Below are 12,960 nucleotides of genomic sequence, written 5' to 3'. Positions count from 1 at the left end.
CCCCCGCAGGCGTCGGCCGAATCCACGGCAAGACGCGTTTGGTAATGAAATAGAGCGTCAGCCAAACTCGAAATCAAGCGCCAACGTGCGGCGCTAGGAAATGGAACCCGCTTTGCTCAGCCCGGCCGAGATAACGATGATCCTCCGAATTGGTTCCAAGCCACTCAGAAGGAAATGTCCTCGGCCGCCCGCCGCTCTGCTCATCCATTCCGGCATTCACTGTTCGGAACGAAGCGCCGCGCCCGACGGTTAGCCAGCAACGACAGGGAGAAACGGATTTGAAAGCAGGATTTGCCGCCATCGCTGTCATCCTGTTTGCCGCGGGATCGGCTTTGGCACAGGGCGGTGCGCCCAGTGGGCGCGGGGCAGTGACCGGCGACCCCGCCGCAAGCTCAGCCAACCCGCGGGCGGAAACGCCGACCACCGGCAGGGCCAATCGGTCGAATCCGAGCGGCAGCGGCACGTCATCTTCGGGCGGCAAGGACGACAACGACGATGCGGGCCGGGACAAGATGCCGGAGAGCGACCGCACCGTGCGGCCGCAGAGCCAGCAACATCATCCGAACGACAAGTAGAGGCGGCTATTTGTCCGCCATGGTGCGCTCCGCGTCCGTGACCTGCGAGCGCAGCACCGGGAGCTGTTCGCGCGCGAACGCTGCGAGCGCTGCATTGTCGGGCGCCTTCAGATAGCGCTCAAGCAGGCTGATGATCGATTCGTACTCGGGAATCTGCGCGGCATAGAAGCTTCTGACGTAGGTTGGACCATCCGACATTTCGGGCTCGACGAGGCTCGCGGTCGAGGATGTTGCCCTGCCGATGTGCAGCTCCGCGCCGATTGCCTCCTGGATCTCCTTCAGACTCTTGTCGCGCTTGGCCGCTTCCTCGGCGCGCAGGGCGGCGAGATTCTTGACCTCCGCGTTGCCCTTGAGGTCGGTGTTCTCAAGAAGACGCTGTTGAAATCGGCCGAAACTGTAGACGCCGCTGATAACCTCGACGGCGGTCGGTTGCCGTTCGCCAAGCTTTCGCTCGCCGGTACTGTCGGCAAGTGCCGAGGTGCTGATGAATGCCAGGATAATCGCGGCAACAACTCGCATCGGTATCAATGACGAACCACGTGCCAGGTTCCCTGAGTATTACGATCCGGTAATCGGGTTGCGACGCGAGAGTTCCGTCCCCACGTCCTCCCCATGAAACAGTCTGACATCTTCAGAGATAACGCCGACAACTGTCTTCAGCTTGCCGAGCGAGCCGAGGGGCAGCCCGCCCATAAGCGCTATTCGCGCATGGCCGAGGCCTGGACGGCGCTCGCGAACGAGCAGGATTGGCTCGACGGCGAGATCTCGCCCGTTCCGCTCCACGCTGCTGCTCCGAAGCGAGGCGTATGAATCTGCGTGTGAGATCGCTCACGGAAGGCAAGCAACTGATTTGGGGATCATCGGGAACTGTCGATCGCGTCGATTTCCAGTTTCAGAAGGAGGTTTTGGCGATGGCTCCACGTCTGGCTCTTCTTTCCCTCATTCTCGCCTTTGGCGTCTCGGTCGCGTTCGCGACGGTGACGACGGTACGGCAGGTGCATCTCGAGAACGCATCTACTGCCGTCCACGCGGCGCGCAGCTAGTTCTGTATCGGAACATTCGACGTCGCAGTGCGTAAGCGCTCTGAGACACCAGGAGAAGCGAGAGCCCATCATGGCCCATTCCGACCATGGCATCGTCAAGGACAAGCGTGCGGAGGAGCAGCCGCGCGACAAGCAGCGTGCACAGTCCGTGCACAAGACGGATCCGAAAGGCTCGCCCTCGCGTGAAGCGACGCGCGATCCCAAGCTGAACGATGATAGCAAGACGCCAGGATCCGGCGTGATGCCGGACGACTCGAGCGACGCAACAGGCTAGTTCTCACGGGAACGAATTCTCGCGGGATGAGTCGACGGATTGCTTCCGGTTGTCATGCCCCCGGTGCGCCGGAAGCAATCTCCAAGGACGGTCCTGGCACTCCCGTGCCGGGGCCGTTTGCTTATGGACGGAGTCAGCCGCCGTTGCCGCTCTCTGGATCCCCCTGGGTATGTCCGTCAGGCCCGCGGCCGAACACGCCGAAGCTGCTCGACTTCACGCCGGCGGTGGCATCGACGCCCACGGCGGCCAGTCCGAACTTGAGGAGTTCGCGGACCGCTGCCGCCCGCGTCGGCATGCGGTGTTTGAACCGGAAATCGTCAATGGCGGCCAACTCTTCCGGCGAGAGCATGACCTGAAGGCGCTCGGCGCGAAGGTCGTTCATGGCGATCACGCAAATTGAGTAGGTTGAGTAGTTTACTCAACGAACCAACTTGGAGGGAGTTCCTCTAGAGTCAGAAATGTCTCGAAATGAGTAGAGATACGTTGTAAAATCAACGAGTTGTTTTTGAAACGTATCCTGCCATGACGCATTCTTCCCAAAAGGGAGAGAGGCCATGACGGACGAGGTCAGGCTACCTCGCAAGCTTTCCGAAGAGCCCGAAGCACCCGAGCCGGTGCGGCCGAGCCATCAGAAGGTCATCGATCAGGTCGAGCGCTGGGCCAACAGTCCGGGGCTCCAGCCGCCGCAATCGCAGACTTCGACGGAGGCGAAAGCGAGCTAAGGCTTCACGAAGCGAGAGCCCTTTGCCGATGGCGGGCGGGCTGATCGGTGCGATCTGTGCGTGACACGAAGCTTACGCCTGAGCCACCAGGCCGACACGGAAACGCTTGCCCAAACCGTCAACGCTGCGATGAAAGCGAATGCGATGCTTGCGCCGACGGTGGCATGGAAGATGGCGGCGAACGCCGCGAGGCCGATGCTGCCGAGCGCCGCGCCTGCGGCATCGAGCGCCGCCGCCTTCTGTCCGCGACGCCGTCCGCTCAGGCCGGCCTTCTCCTTGGCGTGACGCTCGTGGCTTTCGATCAGCGTCGCACTGGCACAGAAGATCGCCGGAAGTGCAAGAAAGAGCCCGCCGACAGTAACGCCGAATTGCGAGCCGATGACTCCGGCGAGCACCGTCGCGCAGCCGCCGAGCACGAAACGAATGGCGTATTCGTACCAGCGCGTTTCTTTCAGCGCCGATGACGATAACTTAACCAGCATCAGGCGGCACCTCCCAAACCGGCGAGCAGACCGAAGGCGACCACGAGCCATACGACGAAGGAGAGGACCGTGGCGGGGAGCGCGCCGAGACGGAATCTCATCAGCAGGTGGCAGACGACGAGGCTGTAGCAGGCGAGCGCGATGGCGCCATAGATCATCGTCCAGCTCTCGGCGGCGGCATATTGCGCGCCGTGCTGGACCACGGCGATGCCGAGGGTGGCCAGCGCCACCGACGGCGCCGCGCCGAGCAGCCCGGCAAAGCTTTTTGGCCGCAGCATGTCACCAAGGATTGCGAAGACGGATACGATCAGACCGCCGGCGACGAAGCGCACGAGATATTCCGTCATGGCCGTGCCCGCGAGGCTTCGGACGGCTGCTGCCGTGACTTCGCCAGCGTGAACGGCCTGAACAGTCGCTCCACGACGATGCCGAGCGTGAAGCCCGCCACCACGTCGCTGGTCCAGTGCGCGAGCAGCGCCACCCGCGTCAGCGACAGCACTACCGCCAGCGAACGTGCCAAGCGGCGCGAGGCCGGCGGCAACAGGCCGGCGGCTGAGGCAAGGGCGCCCATATGCACGGCGTGACCTGAGGGAAACGCGTCGCGGGGACGCCCCGAATAAGGAACACCGCGCCAGTGGCCGCTCACCGTCAGCCGGTCCGGCCTCGTCTGATCGAACAAGGTTTTCAAGACATGCGGCAAAACGGCCGTCACCAGCGAAACCATCAGGACGTGATCGGCAATGGGACGCTGCTGCGGATGCCGGAGGCGGGTGTAGAGCCATCCCGCCGCAGCGAGCGCGACCAGCACGTGCTCGTCGGCGCCCCAGGTCATTGCTTGGGCGGCGCGCTCGAGGTCTGAATTGGTGTTCTGTGCGATCTCGTTCGCGACCGCCGTATCGATCCGGGTGGGTTTGACTGTTACGAGCGCCATCGGTCCGCCGGCGAGATGTCCTCCATGACGATTTTGTAAAGCTCGCAGATAAAGAAGGTTCCTGAGCTCCAGCCGGGGCATCAGCCCACGGCGCCGCGACTACGGCTGCCCGGATCCGCCGGCGGAGCCATAGATCTGGCCCGTCGCATAGCTTGCGTCGGCGGCGGCGAGCTGCACGTAGATCGAGGCGAGCTCGACGGGCTGGCCAGGACGGCCGAGCGGTGTCATGCCGCCGAACTTCTCGAGCTTGTCCATCGTAGCGCCGCCGGAGACCTGAAGCGGTGTCCAGATCGGTCCTGGCGCCACGCCATTGACACGGATGCCCTTGGAGGCGAGCTGCTTGGCCAGCGACTTCACGTAGTTCATCGTCGCTGCCTTGGTCTGCGCATAGTCGTAGAGATCCGGGGAAGGATCGTAGGCCTGCTCGGACGTCGTGCCGATGATGCAGGAGCCGGGCTTGAGATGCGGCAGCGCTGCCTTGATGATCCAAAACGGCGCGTAAATGTTGGTCTTCATCGTTGCATCGAAATCCTCTGTCGATACGTCGAGAACAGAAGCGCGCGCTTGTTGCCGCGCGGCGTTGCAGATGACGATGTCGAGTCCGCCGAGGCCCTGCACCGCCTGTTCTACCAACTGCTTGCAAAAGGCTTCGTCCTTGAGATCACCGGGGATCGCAAGTCCGGTGCGTCCTGCTTTCCTGATCAGCGCGATCACCTCCTGCGCATCCGGCTCCTCCGCCGGCAGATAGTTGATGGCGACATCGGCGCCTTCGCGCGCATAGGCGATCGCGGCCGCGCGGCCCATGCCCGAATCCCCGCCGGTGATCAGCGCCTTGCGGCCGGCGAGCCGATCGGAGCCCTTGTAGCTGGTTTCGCCATGATCCGGCCGCGGCTCCATCTTGCCGGCCAGACCCGGCCAGGGCTGCGACTGTTTCTTGAATGGCGGCTTCGGGTAGCGGCCGACGGGATCGATCAGGGCGTGCTCGGCCATGGACGTATCTCCTTTCGCGGTGGATGCCAGCGAAGCCGCCGCGAGCGTTGTGCTCGCGTCGTGGACGACGTGCCGGCGGGATATTGAGGTCTTTTCTTGCTGCGTCATGATGCTCTCCGCGATGTTGAGATCCCAACACGCCGAGAGCCGCATCGTTGCTAGGACGCGAAGGACGCCGGCCAGGCCGGCGTCCTCGTTGAAATATCGGCTGAGGAGCCTATTTGGACTGACCGACGCTCGGTGCCTTGCCGAGCTCCTTGGCCATGTCGAGATGGTGCTTGAGTGCTGGCAGGGTCTTGCCGGCCCAATCCTTCAGCGCAGCATTGTCGCCGCCCTTGGCGTAGCGTTCGAACAGCGACACGGCGTCTTCATGGGCGCTGACCTGGTAGGAATTGTAGTCCGAGCTGAAATCCTTGCCCGTCGCGCTCTTCAACTTGTCGAGCTTGCTCTGGTGCGAGCTGTCCAATGCCGTCGGCAGGGTCGCCTGGACCTTGCCGTTGCCGACCAGTCCCTTCAGCTCGCCGCTGGTCTTGGTGTGATCGGTCACCATCTGCTGAGCGAAGGATTTCTCCTGCGCATTGCCCTTCTGCTCGGCGAGCTTGCTCGACTCAATCTCGAACATGTCGCTGATGGCGACCTGCTTGACGAAGTCAGCTGTAGTTGGCGCGACCCCGAGCGCCGAGTTGATGCCGGTCTTCTCGCCCAGCGATTGGGCCAATGCGGGGCCTGCCAGAAGCACGCAAGCAATGGCGACGATAGTTCGTTTCATGATCCGATCCCTCCAATTGGTCGCGCGGCCACTTGCCGCGTCATGTTGCGCCGATCAACACGCCGCGAAAGGCGAGGTTCCTAACGGACTAGTCCGTGGGATTGCGCCCCGTGCGCGGATTGATGGGATCAGTCGCCTTGCGTCGAAGCCGCTCGGGCAGAAACGGCTCGGCCGGCGTAGCGGTTGCGTCAGCCCGCACGTCCGCATGACGCTGCGCCCGCTCATGCGGCGTTCGGTTGTCGTTGAAATGCCACTTCACGTCGACGCCGTCGACGGGATCGTTGACGCCGTGCTGGATATCGCGGAAGTCACTCATGGTTCGCCTCATTGCTTTCCGGGCAGGATCGATTCGAGCACCTGCCGCGCTGCTCCCTTGATCATCCCACTTTCGTTCGGATCGCCCTTCATCAGGGCGAGTGAAAAATTCTTTGCCTGCTGAAGCGTGATATGCGGCGGCAGCGGCGGCACCTCGGGATCGGTCTTCACTTCCAGCACGATCGGAATCTCGCTCGCCAGCGCTTGCTCCCAGGCGGAGCCGAGCAGCTGTGGGCTATCAACGAAGATGCCGCGCAGGCCGATCAGATCGGCGAAGCGCGAATAGGAGACGTCGGGAATGCGCTGCGAAGCCTCGAATTTGGGATCACCGTTGATGATGCGCTGCTCCCAAGTGACCTGGTTGAGATCCTCGTTGTTAAAGACGCAGACGATGAAGCGCGGGTCCTTCCAATCGCGCCAATACTTCGCAGCGGTGATCAGCTCGGCCATGTTGTTCATCTGCATGGCGCCGTCGCCGACGAGTGCAATCACGGGACGATCTGGACGGGCGTATTTGGCCGCGAGCGCGTAAGGCACCGCGGCGCCCATCGAGGCGAGGCCGCCGGAGAGCGAGGCCGCCATGCCGCGCCGCATCTTGAGGTCCCGCGCGAACCAGTTGGCGCAGGAGCCGGAATCGCTGGCGATGATGACGCGGTCGGGCAGGCGGGGGGACAATTCCCAGGCGACGAGCTGTGGATTGACCGGCGCCGCGTGCTGATGCGCGCGGTCATCCAAGGTCTTCCACCATCTCGCAACGTCCTCTTCGATAGCTCTGCGCCAGCCGTTGTCGGCTTTGGGCTGGAGTCGCGGCAACAATGCGCGCAGCGTCTCGGCGGCGTCTCCGACGAGGCCGACCTCCATGGGAAAGCGGATCGACATCATGCCGGCGTCGATGTCGATCTGCACGCCGCGCGCCGCTCCTTCCTTCGGCAGGAATTCGGCGTAAGGAAAGGCCGAGCCCACCATCAGCAGCGTATCGCATTCCATCATCATGTTGTAGCTGGGCTCGGTGCCGAGCAGGCCGATCGAGCCGGTGACCCATGGCAGGTCGTCGGGCAGCGCGGCCTTGCCGAGCAGTGCCTTGGCGCAGCCGGCCGACAGCCGGTCGGCGACCGCGATGACTTCGTCGGTTGCATGAAGCGCGCCCGCGCCGACGAGGATCGCGACCTTCTTGCCGGCGTTGAGCACCTGCGCGGCGCGGTCAAGATCCGCCTCACGCGGCGTGATGCTGGGGGCGCTATAGCCGATGCCGGAATGCAGCGTGCCGTGTGCGCGGGGCGGATTCTCGTAAGCCTCTTCCTGTAGGTCGTTGGGCAGGATGATCACGGTCGGGGTCCGCCGCGCCAGCGCAATCCGCACCGCACGATCGATCAGGTGTCGCACTTGCGCAGGCGAGGATGCCTGCATGACGTAGGCACCGGCGACGTCCTTGAACATCGAGAGAAGATCGAGTTCCTGCTGATAGTGCCCGCCGAGGGCATTGCGCGACTGCTGGCCGACAATAGCCAGCACCGGCTGGTGATCGAGCAGCGCATCGTAGAGCCCGGTGACCAGATGGGAGGCGCCGGGGCCAGAGGTCGCAATGCAGACGCCGAGCTCGCCCGAGAACTTTGCGTAAGCGGTTGCCATGAATGCCGCCATCTCCTCGTGCCGCGCCTGAACGAACCCGATCCTGCCTTCGGCCCGGTTCATTGCACCGAACACGCCGTTGATGCCGTCGCCGGGATAGCCAAAGATGTGGCGCACGCCCCATTGATGCAGTCGCTGGACGATGAAGTCGGAGACGGTTTGGGACATTGCGCGTGGCCCTTGGTTTGGCAGGTGTATGAAACTCAGAGAACCGCCCGTTTCGTGCGATGTTCCTGGCCCGCTCACGGAACATGCATCGGAACGATCGCGTGCCTATCCGGTTGGTTTTGCAGGTGGCTGAGTGGAGAATTTTCGATGTTGAACCAAAACGAACTGGAACGTAGTGAGACGGGCCGTTTGATTGGCAGCGACAAGGTCGAGGGAACATCGGTCTATGGCGCGGATCGCAACCGGATCGGTTCGATCGAACGCGTGATGATCGACAAGATCAGTGGCCAAGTGTCATACGCCGTGCTCGGCTTTGGTGGATTCCTGGGACTCGGCAACGACCATTACCCGTTGCCTTGGCAGTCGTTGAAATACGACACCGAGCTTGGCGGTTATGTCACCGGCATCACCACCAAGGAGTTGGAGGGGGCGCCGAAATACGGCGCACGAAGCGATTGGAACTGGAGTGACGACGCCGCGGTGCGTGGCATCAACTCCTACTACGGCGTTCCCTTCGTTTGAGATTTCAGGGAAAGGGAGATCGATGAGCAAGGAACGGCCCAATGACGATCCCCGGCAGCAGAACGACTGGGGCTCGCACCGGCAGACAGACAAGCCCTGGAAGGGCAATCCCGAGAAGGAGCAGGGCTCCGACAACGTGAAGCCCGACCTCGAGAAGTGGCACGAGACCAAGACGCACTGAGCCAAGTGCGCCACATTGACACTTCAGGCAAGCGCGGCGCGGAGGGTGCCGCGCTTGTTTTTTTGAGCAGTGCAATCACGAATGGCGGTGAGCTTCTTCAAAGCCGGAACCATGCATCAGTGCTGCGGTTAGGCTCGCAGCGCGCGAGCTGCTCGTCTCTGCTCTCCCGCCGGTTTAGTCCGCAAGAAAGGTGTTCACCGTGGATGCTCAGACACGGCAGCGTGATCCGTTCGCGGAGCAGCCGCAGAGGGCGAACGAAGCGCCAAAGGCCTCTCCCGATCAGTCCCGCGACGCCGACGGCCAGAAGCCCGCGAAGACACAGTCGCTGCGCGACCGGCTTCGTGAGCACTGGCTGCTGGCGAGCGTCGGCACCGTCGTGCTGATCGCGGCCCTCATTGGCGGCCTGCTCTATTGGCTCGAGGTGCGCCACTATGAATCCACCGACGATGCCTTCGTCGCGGCGCGCAGCTTTTCCGTGGCCTCGAAGGTCGGCGGCTACGTGACCGACGTGCCGGTCACCGACAACCAGCATGTCAATGCCGGCGATCTACTGGCGAAGATTGACGATCGCGACTACCGGATCGCGGTCGATCAGGCCATTGCTCAGGTTGAAGTCTCCAAAGCCAACATCGCCAATGTCGAGGCGCAGATCGTCTCCCAGGAGGAGCAGATCAAGCAGGCCCAGGCGCAGCTCGATCAGGCGCAAGCCCAGCTCCAGTTCGCGCAAGAGGAGTTCAAGCGCGCAGAAGATCTCGTCGAGAAAGGGGCCGGCACCGTGCAGCGCCAGCAGCAGACCCGCTCAGACCTTCAGGCGCAGCAGGCCAACACCGAGCGCGCCAAGACCGCGGTGACGACTGCACAGGTCGGCATCAAGACGCTGCAGGCCCAGCTCGAAGGCGCCAAGGCACAGCTCGAACAATCGCAGGCGCAGCTCGATCAGGCGAAGCTGAATCTGCAATACACCAGCGTCGTCGCGGCACAGTCCGGCCGCGTGGTAAAGCTGTCGGGCGCCAAGGGCACATTCGTCACGGCCGGCCAAAGCCTGATGATGTTCGTGCCCGACGAGGTCTGGGTCGTCGCCAACTACAAGGAGACGCAGCTCAACGACATGCGTCCGGGCCAGCCGGTCGAGATCCGCATCGATGCCTATCCAGGCCGTAAGCTGACCGGCCACGTCGATTCCGTGCAACCGGGCTCGGGCACCGCGTTCAGCCTGCTGCCGGCGGAGAACGCCACCGGCAACTACGTCAAAGTGGTGCAGCGCGTGCCGGTGAAGATCGTGGTCGACAACTGGCCGGCCGATCTGCCGGTTGGTCCCGGCATGTCGGTCGTGCCCTGGACCAGGGTGCGATGACGGACGTTACGCAAGGCGGCGCGTCCGCCGGCGGCTGGTCGCCGGAGCGCTCGGCGGCGGGCGGGCACAATCCCTATCTGATCGCCTTCGTGGTCTCGATCGCGACCTTCATGGAGGTGCTCGACACCACCATCGCCAATGTCGCGTTGCGCCACATCGCCGGCGGCCTCGCGGTCGGCATCGACGAGAGTACCTACGTCATCACCAGCTATCTCGTCGCCAACGCCGTCGTGCTGTCGATATCGGGCTGGCTGTCGACCGTGATCGGCCGCAAGCGCTTCTACATGATGTGCGTCGCGACGTTCTCGATCGCATCGCTCCTGTGCGGCTTCGCCTGGAATTTGCAATCGCTGGTCTTGTTCCGGATCTTGCAGGGCCTCGGTGGCGGCGGCATGGCAACGAGCGAGCAGGCGATCCTCGCCGACTCCTTCCCACCGCATAAGCGCGGCCAGGCCTTTGCCATCTATGGGGTCGCCGTCGTGGTCGCGCCGGTGATCGGCCCGACGCTCGGCGGCTGGATTACCGATACGTATACATGGCACTGGGTGTTCCTGATCAACGTTCCCATGGGATTGCTGTCGTTGTTCCTGGTCGGCACGCTGGTCAAGGAGCCGTCGGGTGCGGAGGAGGAGAGGCAGAAGCTGCTCAGCAAGGGTCTGCACGTCGATTATGTCGGCTTCGCCCTCGTCGCGATCGGGCTTGGCTCGCTCGAATTCGTGCTCGACGAAGGCCAGCGCAATGACTGGTTCGGATCGAACATGATCGTGGTGTTCGCGGTGCTCGCGGCCGTCTCGCTGCTCGCGCTGATCCCGTGGGAGCTGACGCGGGAGGATCCCATCGTCGACCTCCGCCTGCTTGGCCGTCGTCAGTTCGGTGCCTGCTTCCTCGTGATGCTCGGCACCGGCGCGGTGCTGATCTCGACGACGCAGCTCCTGCCGCAATTGCTTCAGACCGAGCTGAACTACACGGCCATGCTGGCCGGCCTTGCGCTGTCACCTGGCGGCATCGCGACCCTGGTGCTGATGCCGGTGGTGGGACGCCTCGTCGGTATGGTGCAGCCGAAATATCTCATCATGTTCGGTGCCGCCATCGTCGCCTTCTCGATGTGGCATCTCACGGGGCTCACCGGCGACATCACCTACGGTTACGCTGCGCTGTCGCGCATCTTCCTCGCACTCGGCCTTCCCTTCCTGTTCCTGCCGGTGACGACGGCATCCTATGACGGCGTTCCGCCTGACAGGACCAATCAGGCCTCCGCCCTGATCAACGTTGCCCGCAACATCGGTGGCTCCATGGGGGTCGCGCTGGCGCAGACCATTCTGGCGCAGCGGCAGCAATTCCATCAGAGCCGCCTGATCGAGCACGCCGCGCCCTCGGATCTTGGCTACCAGCAGACCATCGATGCGATGACGCGCTACTTCCAGGCGCAGGGCTCGAATGCGAGCGATGCGGCGTCACAGGCGATCGCCTGGGTCGGCAAGACGTTGCAGCAGCAGGTCGACCTGCTCGCCTATATCGACGTGTTCTGGATGCTCGCAATCGTCGCTGTACTGATGATTCCCACGGCGGCGGTGCTGCGCCCGATCGATTTGAGAGCGCCAGCGCGAGGGCACTAGAGCATGATGAGATCAGGCTGATCGCTGCGCCGACGGAAGTGCACTCCCTCTCCCGCTTGTGGGAAAGGGTGTTTCCGCGAAGGGACAATCCCCAAGAGGAGAAAGCCCTCACCCGGCGCTTCGCGCCGACCTCTCCCGCAAGCGGGAGAGGTGAGCGAGCCGCGGCAACCGATTCAACCTAAAACCATTCTGTTTCAGGAAGTACCGAGACCTGCTTCCCTCCGCCCCGGCCCCGCATGCACGTGCACCTGCTTGGCATGCAGCACGTCGCCGCATTCCGAGCACACCATGACGGGATCGAACAGCTTGCCGCAAGTCTTGTGCTCGTGCAGCAGCGGGCGGCCGCGCTCGTCGCCCATATGGGTGTCGCCCCAATGCACCATCGCCATGATGACCGGGTAGAGGTCGAGCCCCTTCTGGGTGAGGATGTATTCGTAGCGCTTCGGCGCCTCGGAATAGGGGACGCGGCGCAGGATGCCGAAGCGGACCAGCTTCTTTAGCCGCTCCGAGAGCAGATGGCGCGTGATCTGAAGCGAGGACTGGAACGCCTCGAACCGCCGTACCCGCAAGAAGCACTCGCGCAGGATCAGCAGCGTCCAGCGATCGCCGACCACGGCGACGGTGCGGGAGAGCGAGCAGGGCTCTTCGTCCAGCGTGTCCCATTTCATGATGCGGTTCTCGCAACTAGTAAGTCTGAAAAAAGAACTAACCTGGGTTGTCAGGGATATTTTCCTGGAAGTCTAGCATTCGGCCGCTCAATTTGACAGTTCTATTTTAGAACTATAGCCTCCCTTACATTGCACGCCGCGCGCCCAAAATGCGGCTCACCGGAGGAGGCGATCTTGTCCAAGCGAAACGCCACTGCGGCCGTCATCGGGGCCGGCGATTTCATCGGCTCCGAGATCGCCAAGAAGTTTGCCGCCGAAGGGTTCTCGATCTTCGCCGGCCGCCGCAATGGCGACAAGCTAGCGCCGCTAGTGAAAGACATCGCAACATCTTCTTTACTGGTGCCACGGCCTCCTTACGCGGCGGGAGCGGCTTTGCCGCCTTTGCTAGCGCCAAGTTCGGCCTGCGCGCGGTGGCACAGGCGATGGCGCGCGAGCTCGGGCCGAAGAACATTCACGTCGCTCATCTCATCATCGATTCCGGGGTCGACACCGAATGGGTGCGCCAGCGCCGGCTCGAAGCGCTCGGGCCGAACGCGCTTGATAATCCCGATCTGCTGATGCCGCCGTCGTCGGTCGCGAATGCCTATTGGCAGCTCTATCAGCAGCCGAAGAGCGCCTGGACGTTCGAGATGGAGATCCGCCCGTTCGGAGAGAAATGGTGACCGCGGCACGCAACCACGGTTAGACTGATCCCAACACCACGCAAAATTCCGGGAGGTAC

Annotated in this window: 19 protein-coding genes and 1 pseudogene; 10 read left to right on the top strand and 10 right to left on the bottom strand. The window is 63.1% G+C overall.

Annotated elements, in window-relative coordinates:
* Positions 1–278: 278 nt before the first annotated feature.
* Positions 279–575 carry a hypothetical protein gene (locus P6U29_RS30540; RefSeq protein ID WP_407114067.1) on the top strand — a complete coding sequence of 99 codons (297 nt, stop codon included), beginning with the start codon at positions 279–281 and terminating at the stop codon, positions 573–575.
* 6 nt (positions 576–581) lie between these two features.
* Here P6U29_RS30540 and P6U29_RS30535 read toward each other — a convergent pair whose 3' ends face one another.
* Positions 582–1,094 carry a DUF4142 domain-containing protein gene (locus P6U29_RS30535; RefSeq protein WP_407114066.1) on the bottom strand — a complete coding sequence of 171 codons (513 nt, stop codon included), beginning with the start codon at positions 1,092–1,094 and terminating at the stop codon, positions 582–584.
* Positions 1,095–1,187: 93 nt separating this feature from the next.
* On the opposite strand from P6U29_RS30535, the gene P6U29_RS30530 reads away from it, so the two are divergent.
* From P6U29_RS30530 to P6U29_RS30520, 3 genes are all read left to right on the top strand, one after another.
* Positions 1,188–1,385, top strand: coding sequence for a hypothetical protein (locus P6U29_RS30530; RefSeq protein ID WP_407114065.1), 198 nt, complete (start codon positions 1,188–1,190; stop codon positions 1,383–1,385).
* A complete protein-coding gene (locus tag P6U29_RS30525; RefSeq protein WP_407114064.1) occupies positions 1,382–1,618 on the top strand; it encodes a hypothetical protein in 237 nt (78 codons plus the stop codon). Before P6U29_RS30530 ends, P6U29_RS30525 begins: the two co-directional genes overlap by 4 nt.
* Positions 1,619–1,688: 70 nt before the next feature.
* Positions 1,689–1,892, top strand: a complete 204-nt coding sequence (locus P6U29_RS30520; protein WP_407114063.1) for a hypothetical protein — start codon at positions 1,689–1,691, stop codon at positions 1,890–1,892.
* 133 nt (positions 1,893–2,025) lie between these two features.
* On the opposite strand, the gene P6U29_RS30515 is transcribed toward P6U29_RS30520, so the two are convergent.
* Entirely contained in the window at positions 2,026–2,274 is a 249-nt protein-coding gene (locus P6U29_RS30515; RefSeq protein ID WP_407114062.1) for a hypothetical protein, read from the bottom strand.
* Between the two features lie 172 nt (positions 2,275–2,446).
* Between P6U29_RS30515 and P6U29_RS30510 the strand changes: the two genes are divergently transcribed.
* Positions 2,447–2,614, top strand: a complete 168-nt coding sequence (locus P6U29_RS30510) for a hypothetical protein (protein WP_407114061.1) — start codon at positions 2,447–2,449, stop codon at positions 2,612–2,614.
* Here the strand turns inward: P6U29_RS30510 and P6U29_RS30505 are convergent.
* The 7 genes from P6U29_RS30505 to P6U29_RS30475 form a co-directional block, all read right to left on the bottom strand.
* On the bottom strand, positions 2,611–3,096 hold the full coding sequence (locus P6U29_RS30505) for a hypothetical protein (RefSeq protein ID WP_407114060.1): 486 nt from the start codon (positions 3,094–3,096) through the stop codon (positions 2,611–2,613). The two genes, P6U29_RS30510 and P6U29_RS30505, sit on opposite strands and share 4 nt — an antisense overlap.
* A complete protein-coding gene (locus tag P6U29_RS30500) occupies positions 3,096–3,443 on the bottom strand; it encodes a DUF3147 family protein (protein ID WP_407114059.1) in 348 nt (115 codons plus the stop codon). Before P6U29_RS30500 ends, P6U29_RS30505 begins: the two co-directional genes overlap by 1 nt.
* Positions 3,440–4,027 (bottom strand): phosphatase PAP2 family protein, encoded by a 588-nt coding sequence (locus tag P6U29_RS30495; protein WP_407114058.1) that lies wholly within the window; start codon positions 4,025–4,027, stop codon positions 3,440–3,442. The genes P6U29_RS30500 and P6U29_RS30495 overlap by 4 nt, the downstream gene beginning before the upstream one ends.
* Before the next feature lie 99 nt (positions 4,028–4,126).
* Positions 4,127–5,125 carry an SDR family oxidoreductase gene (locus P6U29_RS30490; protein WP_407114057.1) on the bottom strand — a complete coding sequence of 333 codons (999 nt, stop codon included), beginning with the start codon at positions 5,123–5,125 and terminating at the stop codon, positions 4,127–4,129.
* Between the two features lie 109 nt (positions 5,126–5,234).
* Positions 5,235–5,786: a DUF4142 domain-containing protein gene (locus tag P6U29_RS30485; protein WP_407114056.1), complete on the bottom strand. Its 552-nt coding sequence runs from the start codon at positions 5,784–5,786 to the stop codon at positions 5,235–5,237.
* Between the two features lie 88 nt (positions 5,787–5,874).
* A complete protein-coding gene (locus P6U29_RS30480) occupies positions 5,875–6,102 on the bottom strand; it encodes a hypothetical protein (protein ID WP_407114055.1) in 228 nt (75 codons plus the stop codon).
* Positions 6,103–6,110: 8 nt separating this feature from the next.
* Positions 6,111–7,898 (bottom strand): thiamine pyrophosphate-requiring protein, encoded by a 1,788-nt coding sequence (locus tag P6U29_RS30475; protein ID WP_407114054.1) that lies wholly within the window; start codon positions 7,896–7,898, stop codon positions 6,111–6,113.
* Between the two features lie 147 nt (positions 7,899–8,045).
* Between P6U29_RS30475 and P6U29_RS30470 the strand changes: the two genes are divergently transcribed.
* The 4 genes from P6U29_RS30470 to P6U29_RS30455 all read left to right on the top strand — a co-directional run bounded on the left by P6U29_RS30470 (position 8,046) and on the right by P6U29_RS30455 (position 11,571).
* Positions 8,046–8,420: a PRC-barrel domain-containing protein gene (locus tag P6U29_RS30470; RefSeq protein ID WP_122404716.1), complete on the top strand. Its 375-nt coding sequence runs from the start codon at positions 8,046–8,048 to the stop codon at positions 8,418–8,420.
* A gap of 22 nt (positions 8,421–8,442) precedes the next feature.
* Positions 8,443–8,601 (top strand): hypothetical protein, encoded by a 159-nt coding sequence (locus tag P6U29_RS30465; protein ID WP_407114053.1) that lies wholly within the window; start codon positions 8,443–8,445, stop codon positions 8,599–8,601.
* A 199-nt stretch (positions 8,602–8,800) separates the two neighbouring features.
* Positions 8,801–9,955 (top strand): HlyD family secretion protein, encoded by a 1,155-nt coding sequence (locus P6U29_RS30460; RefSeq protein WP_407114052.1) that lies wholly within the window; start codon positions 8,801–8,803, stop codon positions 9,953–9,955.
* Positions 9,952–11,571 carry a DHA2 family efflux MFS transporter permease subunit gene (locus P6U29_RS30455; RefSeq protein WP_407114051.1) on the top strand — a complete coding sequence of 540 codons (1,620 nt, stop codon included), beginning with the start codon at positions 9,952–9,954 and terminating at the stop codon, positions 11,569–11,571. Before P6U29_RS30460 ends, P6U29_RS30455 begins: the two co-directional genes overlap by 4 nt.
* Positions 11,572–11,765: 194 nt before the next feature.
* Here P6U29_RS30455 and P6U29_RS30450 read toward each other — a convergent pair whose 3' ends face one another.
* On the bottom strand, positions 11,766–12,239 hold the full coding sequence (locus P6U29_RS30450) for a winged helix-turn-helix transcriptional regulator (RefSeq protein WP_407114050.1): 474 nt from the start codon (positions 12,237–12,239) through the stop codon (positions 11,766–11,768).
* A 174-nt stretch (positions 12,240–12,413) separates the two neighbouring features.
* Here P6U29_RS30450 and P6U29_RS30445 point away from each other — a divergent pair.
* A pseudogene (locus P6U29_RS30445) lies at positions 12,414–12,901 on the top strand (SDR family NAD(P)-dependent oxidoreductase).
* The last annotated feature ends 59 nt before the right edge of the window (positions 12,902–12,960 follow it).

The organism is Bradyrhizobium sp. LMG 9283 (assembly GCF_045571415.1).
In the GTDB taxonomy this organism is placed as follows: Bacteria; Pseudomonadota; Alphaproteobacteria; order Rhizobiales; family Xanthobacteraceae; genus Bradyrhizobium.
Note: the sequence above shows the minus strand (reverse complement) of the source record. Positions and strands in the feature narration are given on the sequence as shown.

What these genes read in the sequence shown, in the direction of transcription:
- P6U29_RS30535 (WP_407114066.1), bottom strand. Translation starts at nt 1,094, where the DNA reads ATGCGAGTTGTTGCCGCGATTATCCTGGCATTCATCAGCACCTCGGCA.
- P6U29_RS30530 (WP_407114065.1), top strand. Translation starts at nt 1,188, where the DNA reads ATGAAACAGTCTGACATCTTCAGAGATAACGCCGACAACTGTCTTCAG.
- P6U29_RS30525 (WP_407114064.1), top strand. Translation starts at nt 1,382, where the DNA reads ATGAATCTGCGTGTGAGATCGCTCACGGAAGGCAAGCAACTGATTTGG.
- P6U29_RS30520 (WP_407114063.1), top strand. Translation starts at nt 1,689, where the DNA reads ATGGCCCATTCCGACCATGGCATCGTCAAGGACAAGCGTGCGGAGGAG.
- P6U29_RS30515 (WP_407114062.1), bottom strand. Translation starts at nt 2,274, where the DNA reads ATGAACGACCTTCGCGCCGAGCGCCTTCAGGTCATGCTCTCGCCGGAA.
- P6U29_RS30510 (WP_407114061.1), top strand. Translation starts at nt 2,447, where the DNA reads ATGACGGACGAGGTCAGGCTACCTCGCAAGCTTTCCGAAGAGCCCGAA.
- P6U29_RS30505 (WP_407114060.1), bottom strand. Translation starts at nt 3,096, where the DNA reads ATGCTGGTTAAGTTATCGTCATCGGCGCTGAAAGAAACGCGCTGGTAC.
- P6U29_RS30500 (WP_407114059.1), bottom strand. Translation starts at nt 3,443, where the DNA reads ATGACGGAATATCTCGTGCGCTTCGTCGCCGGCGGTCTGATCGTATCC.
- P6U29_RS30495 (WP_407114058.1), bottom strand. Translation starts at nt 4,027, where the DNA reads ATGGCGCTCGTAACAGTCAAACCCACCCGGATCGATACGGCGGTCGCG.
- P6U29_RS30490 (WP_407114057.1), bottom strand. Translation starts at nt 5,125, where the DNA reads ATGACGCAGCAAGAAAAGACCTCAATATCCCGCCGGCACGTCGTCCAC.
- P6U29_RS30485 (WP_407114056.1), bottom strand. Translation starts at nt 5,786, where the DNA reads ATGAAACGAACTATCGTCGCCATTGCTTGCGTGCTTCTGGCAGGCCCC.
- P6U29_RS30480 (WP_407114055.1), bottom strand. Translation starts at nt 6,102, where the DNA reads ATGAGTGACTTCCGCGATATCCAGCACGGCGTCAACGATCCCGTCGAC.
- P6U29_RS30475 (WP_407114054.1), bottom strand. Translation starts at nt 7,898, where the DNA reads ATGTCCCAAACCGTCTCCGACTTCATCGTCCAGCGACTGCATCAATGG.
- P6U29_RS30470 (WP_122404716.1), top strand. Translation starts at nt 8,046, where the DNA reads ATGTTGAACCAAAACGAACTGGAACGTAGTGAGACGGGCCGTTTGATT.
- P6U29_RS30465 (WP_407114053.1), top strand. Translation starts at nt 8,443, where the DNA reads ATGAGCAAGGAACGGCCCAATGACGATCCCCGGCAGCAGAACGACTGG.
- P6U29_RS30455 (WP_407114051.1), top strand. Translation starts at nt 9,952, where the DNA reads ATGACGGACGTTACGCAAGGCGGCGCGTCCGCCGGCGGCTGGTCGCCG.
- P6U29_RS30450 (WP_407114050.1), bottom strand. Translation starts at nt 12,239, where the DNA reads ATGAAATGGGACACGCTGGACGAAGAGCCCTGCTCGCTCTCCCGCACC.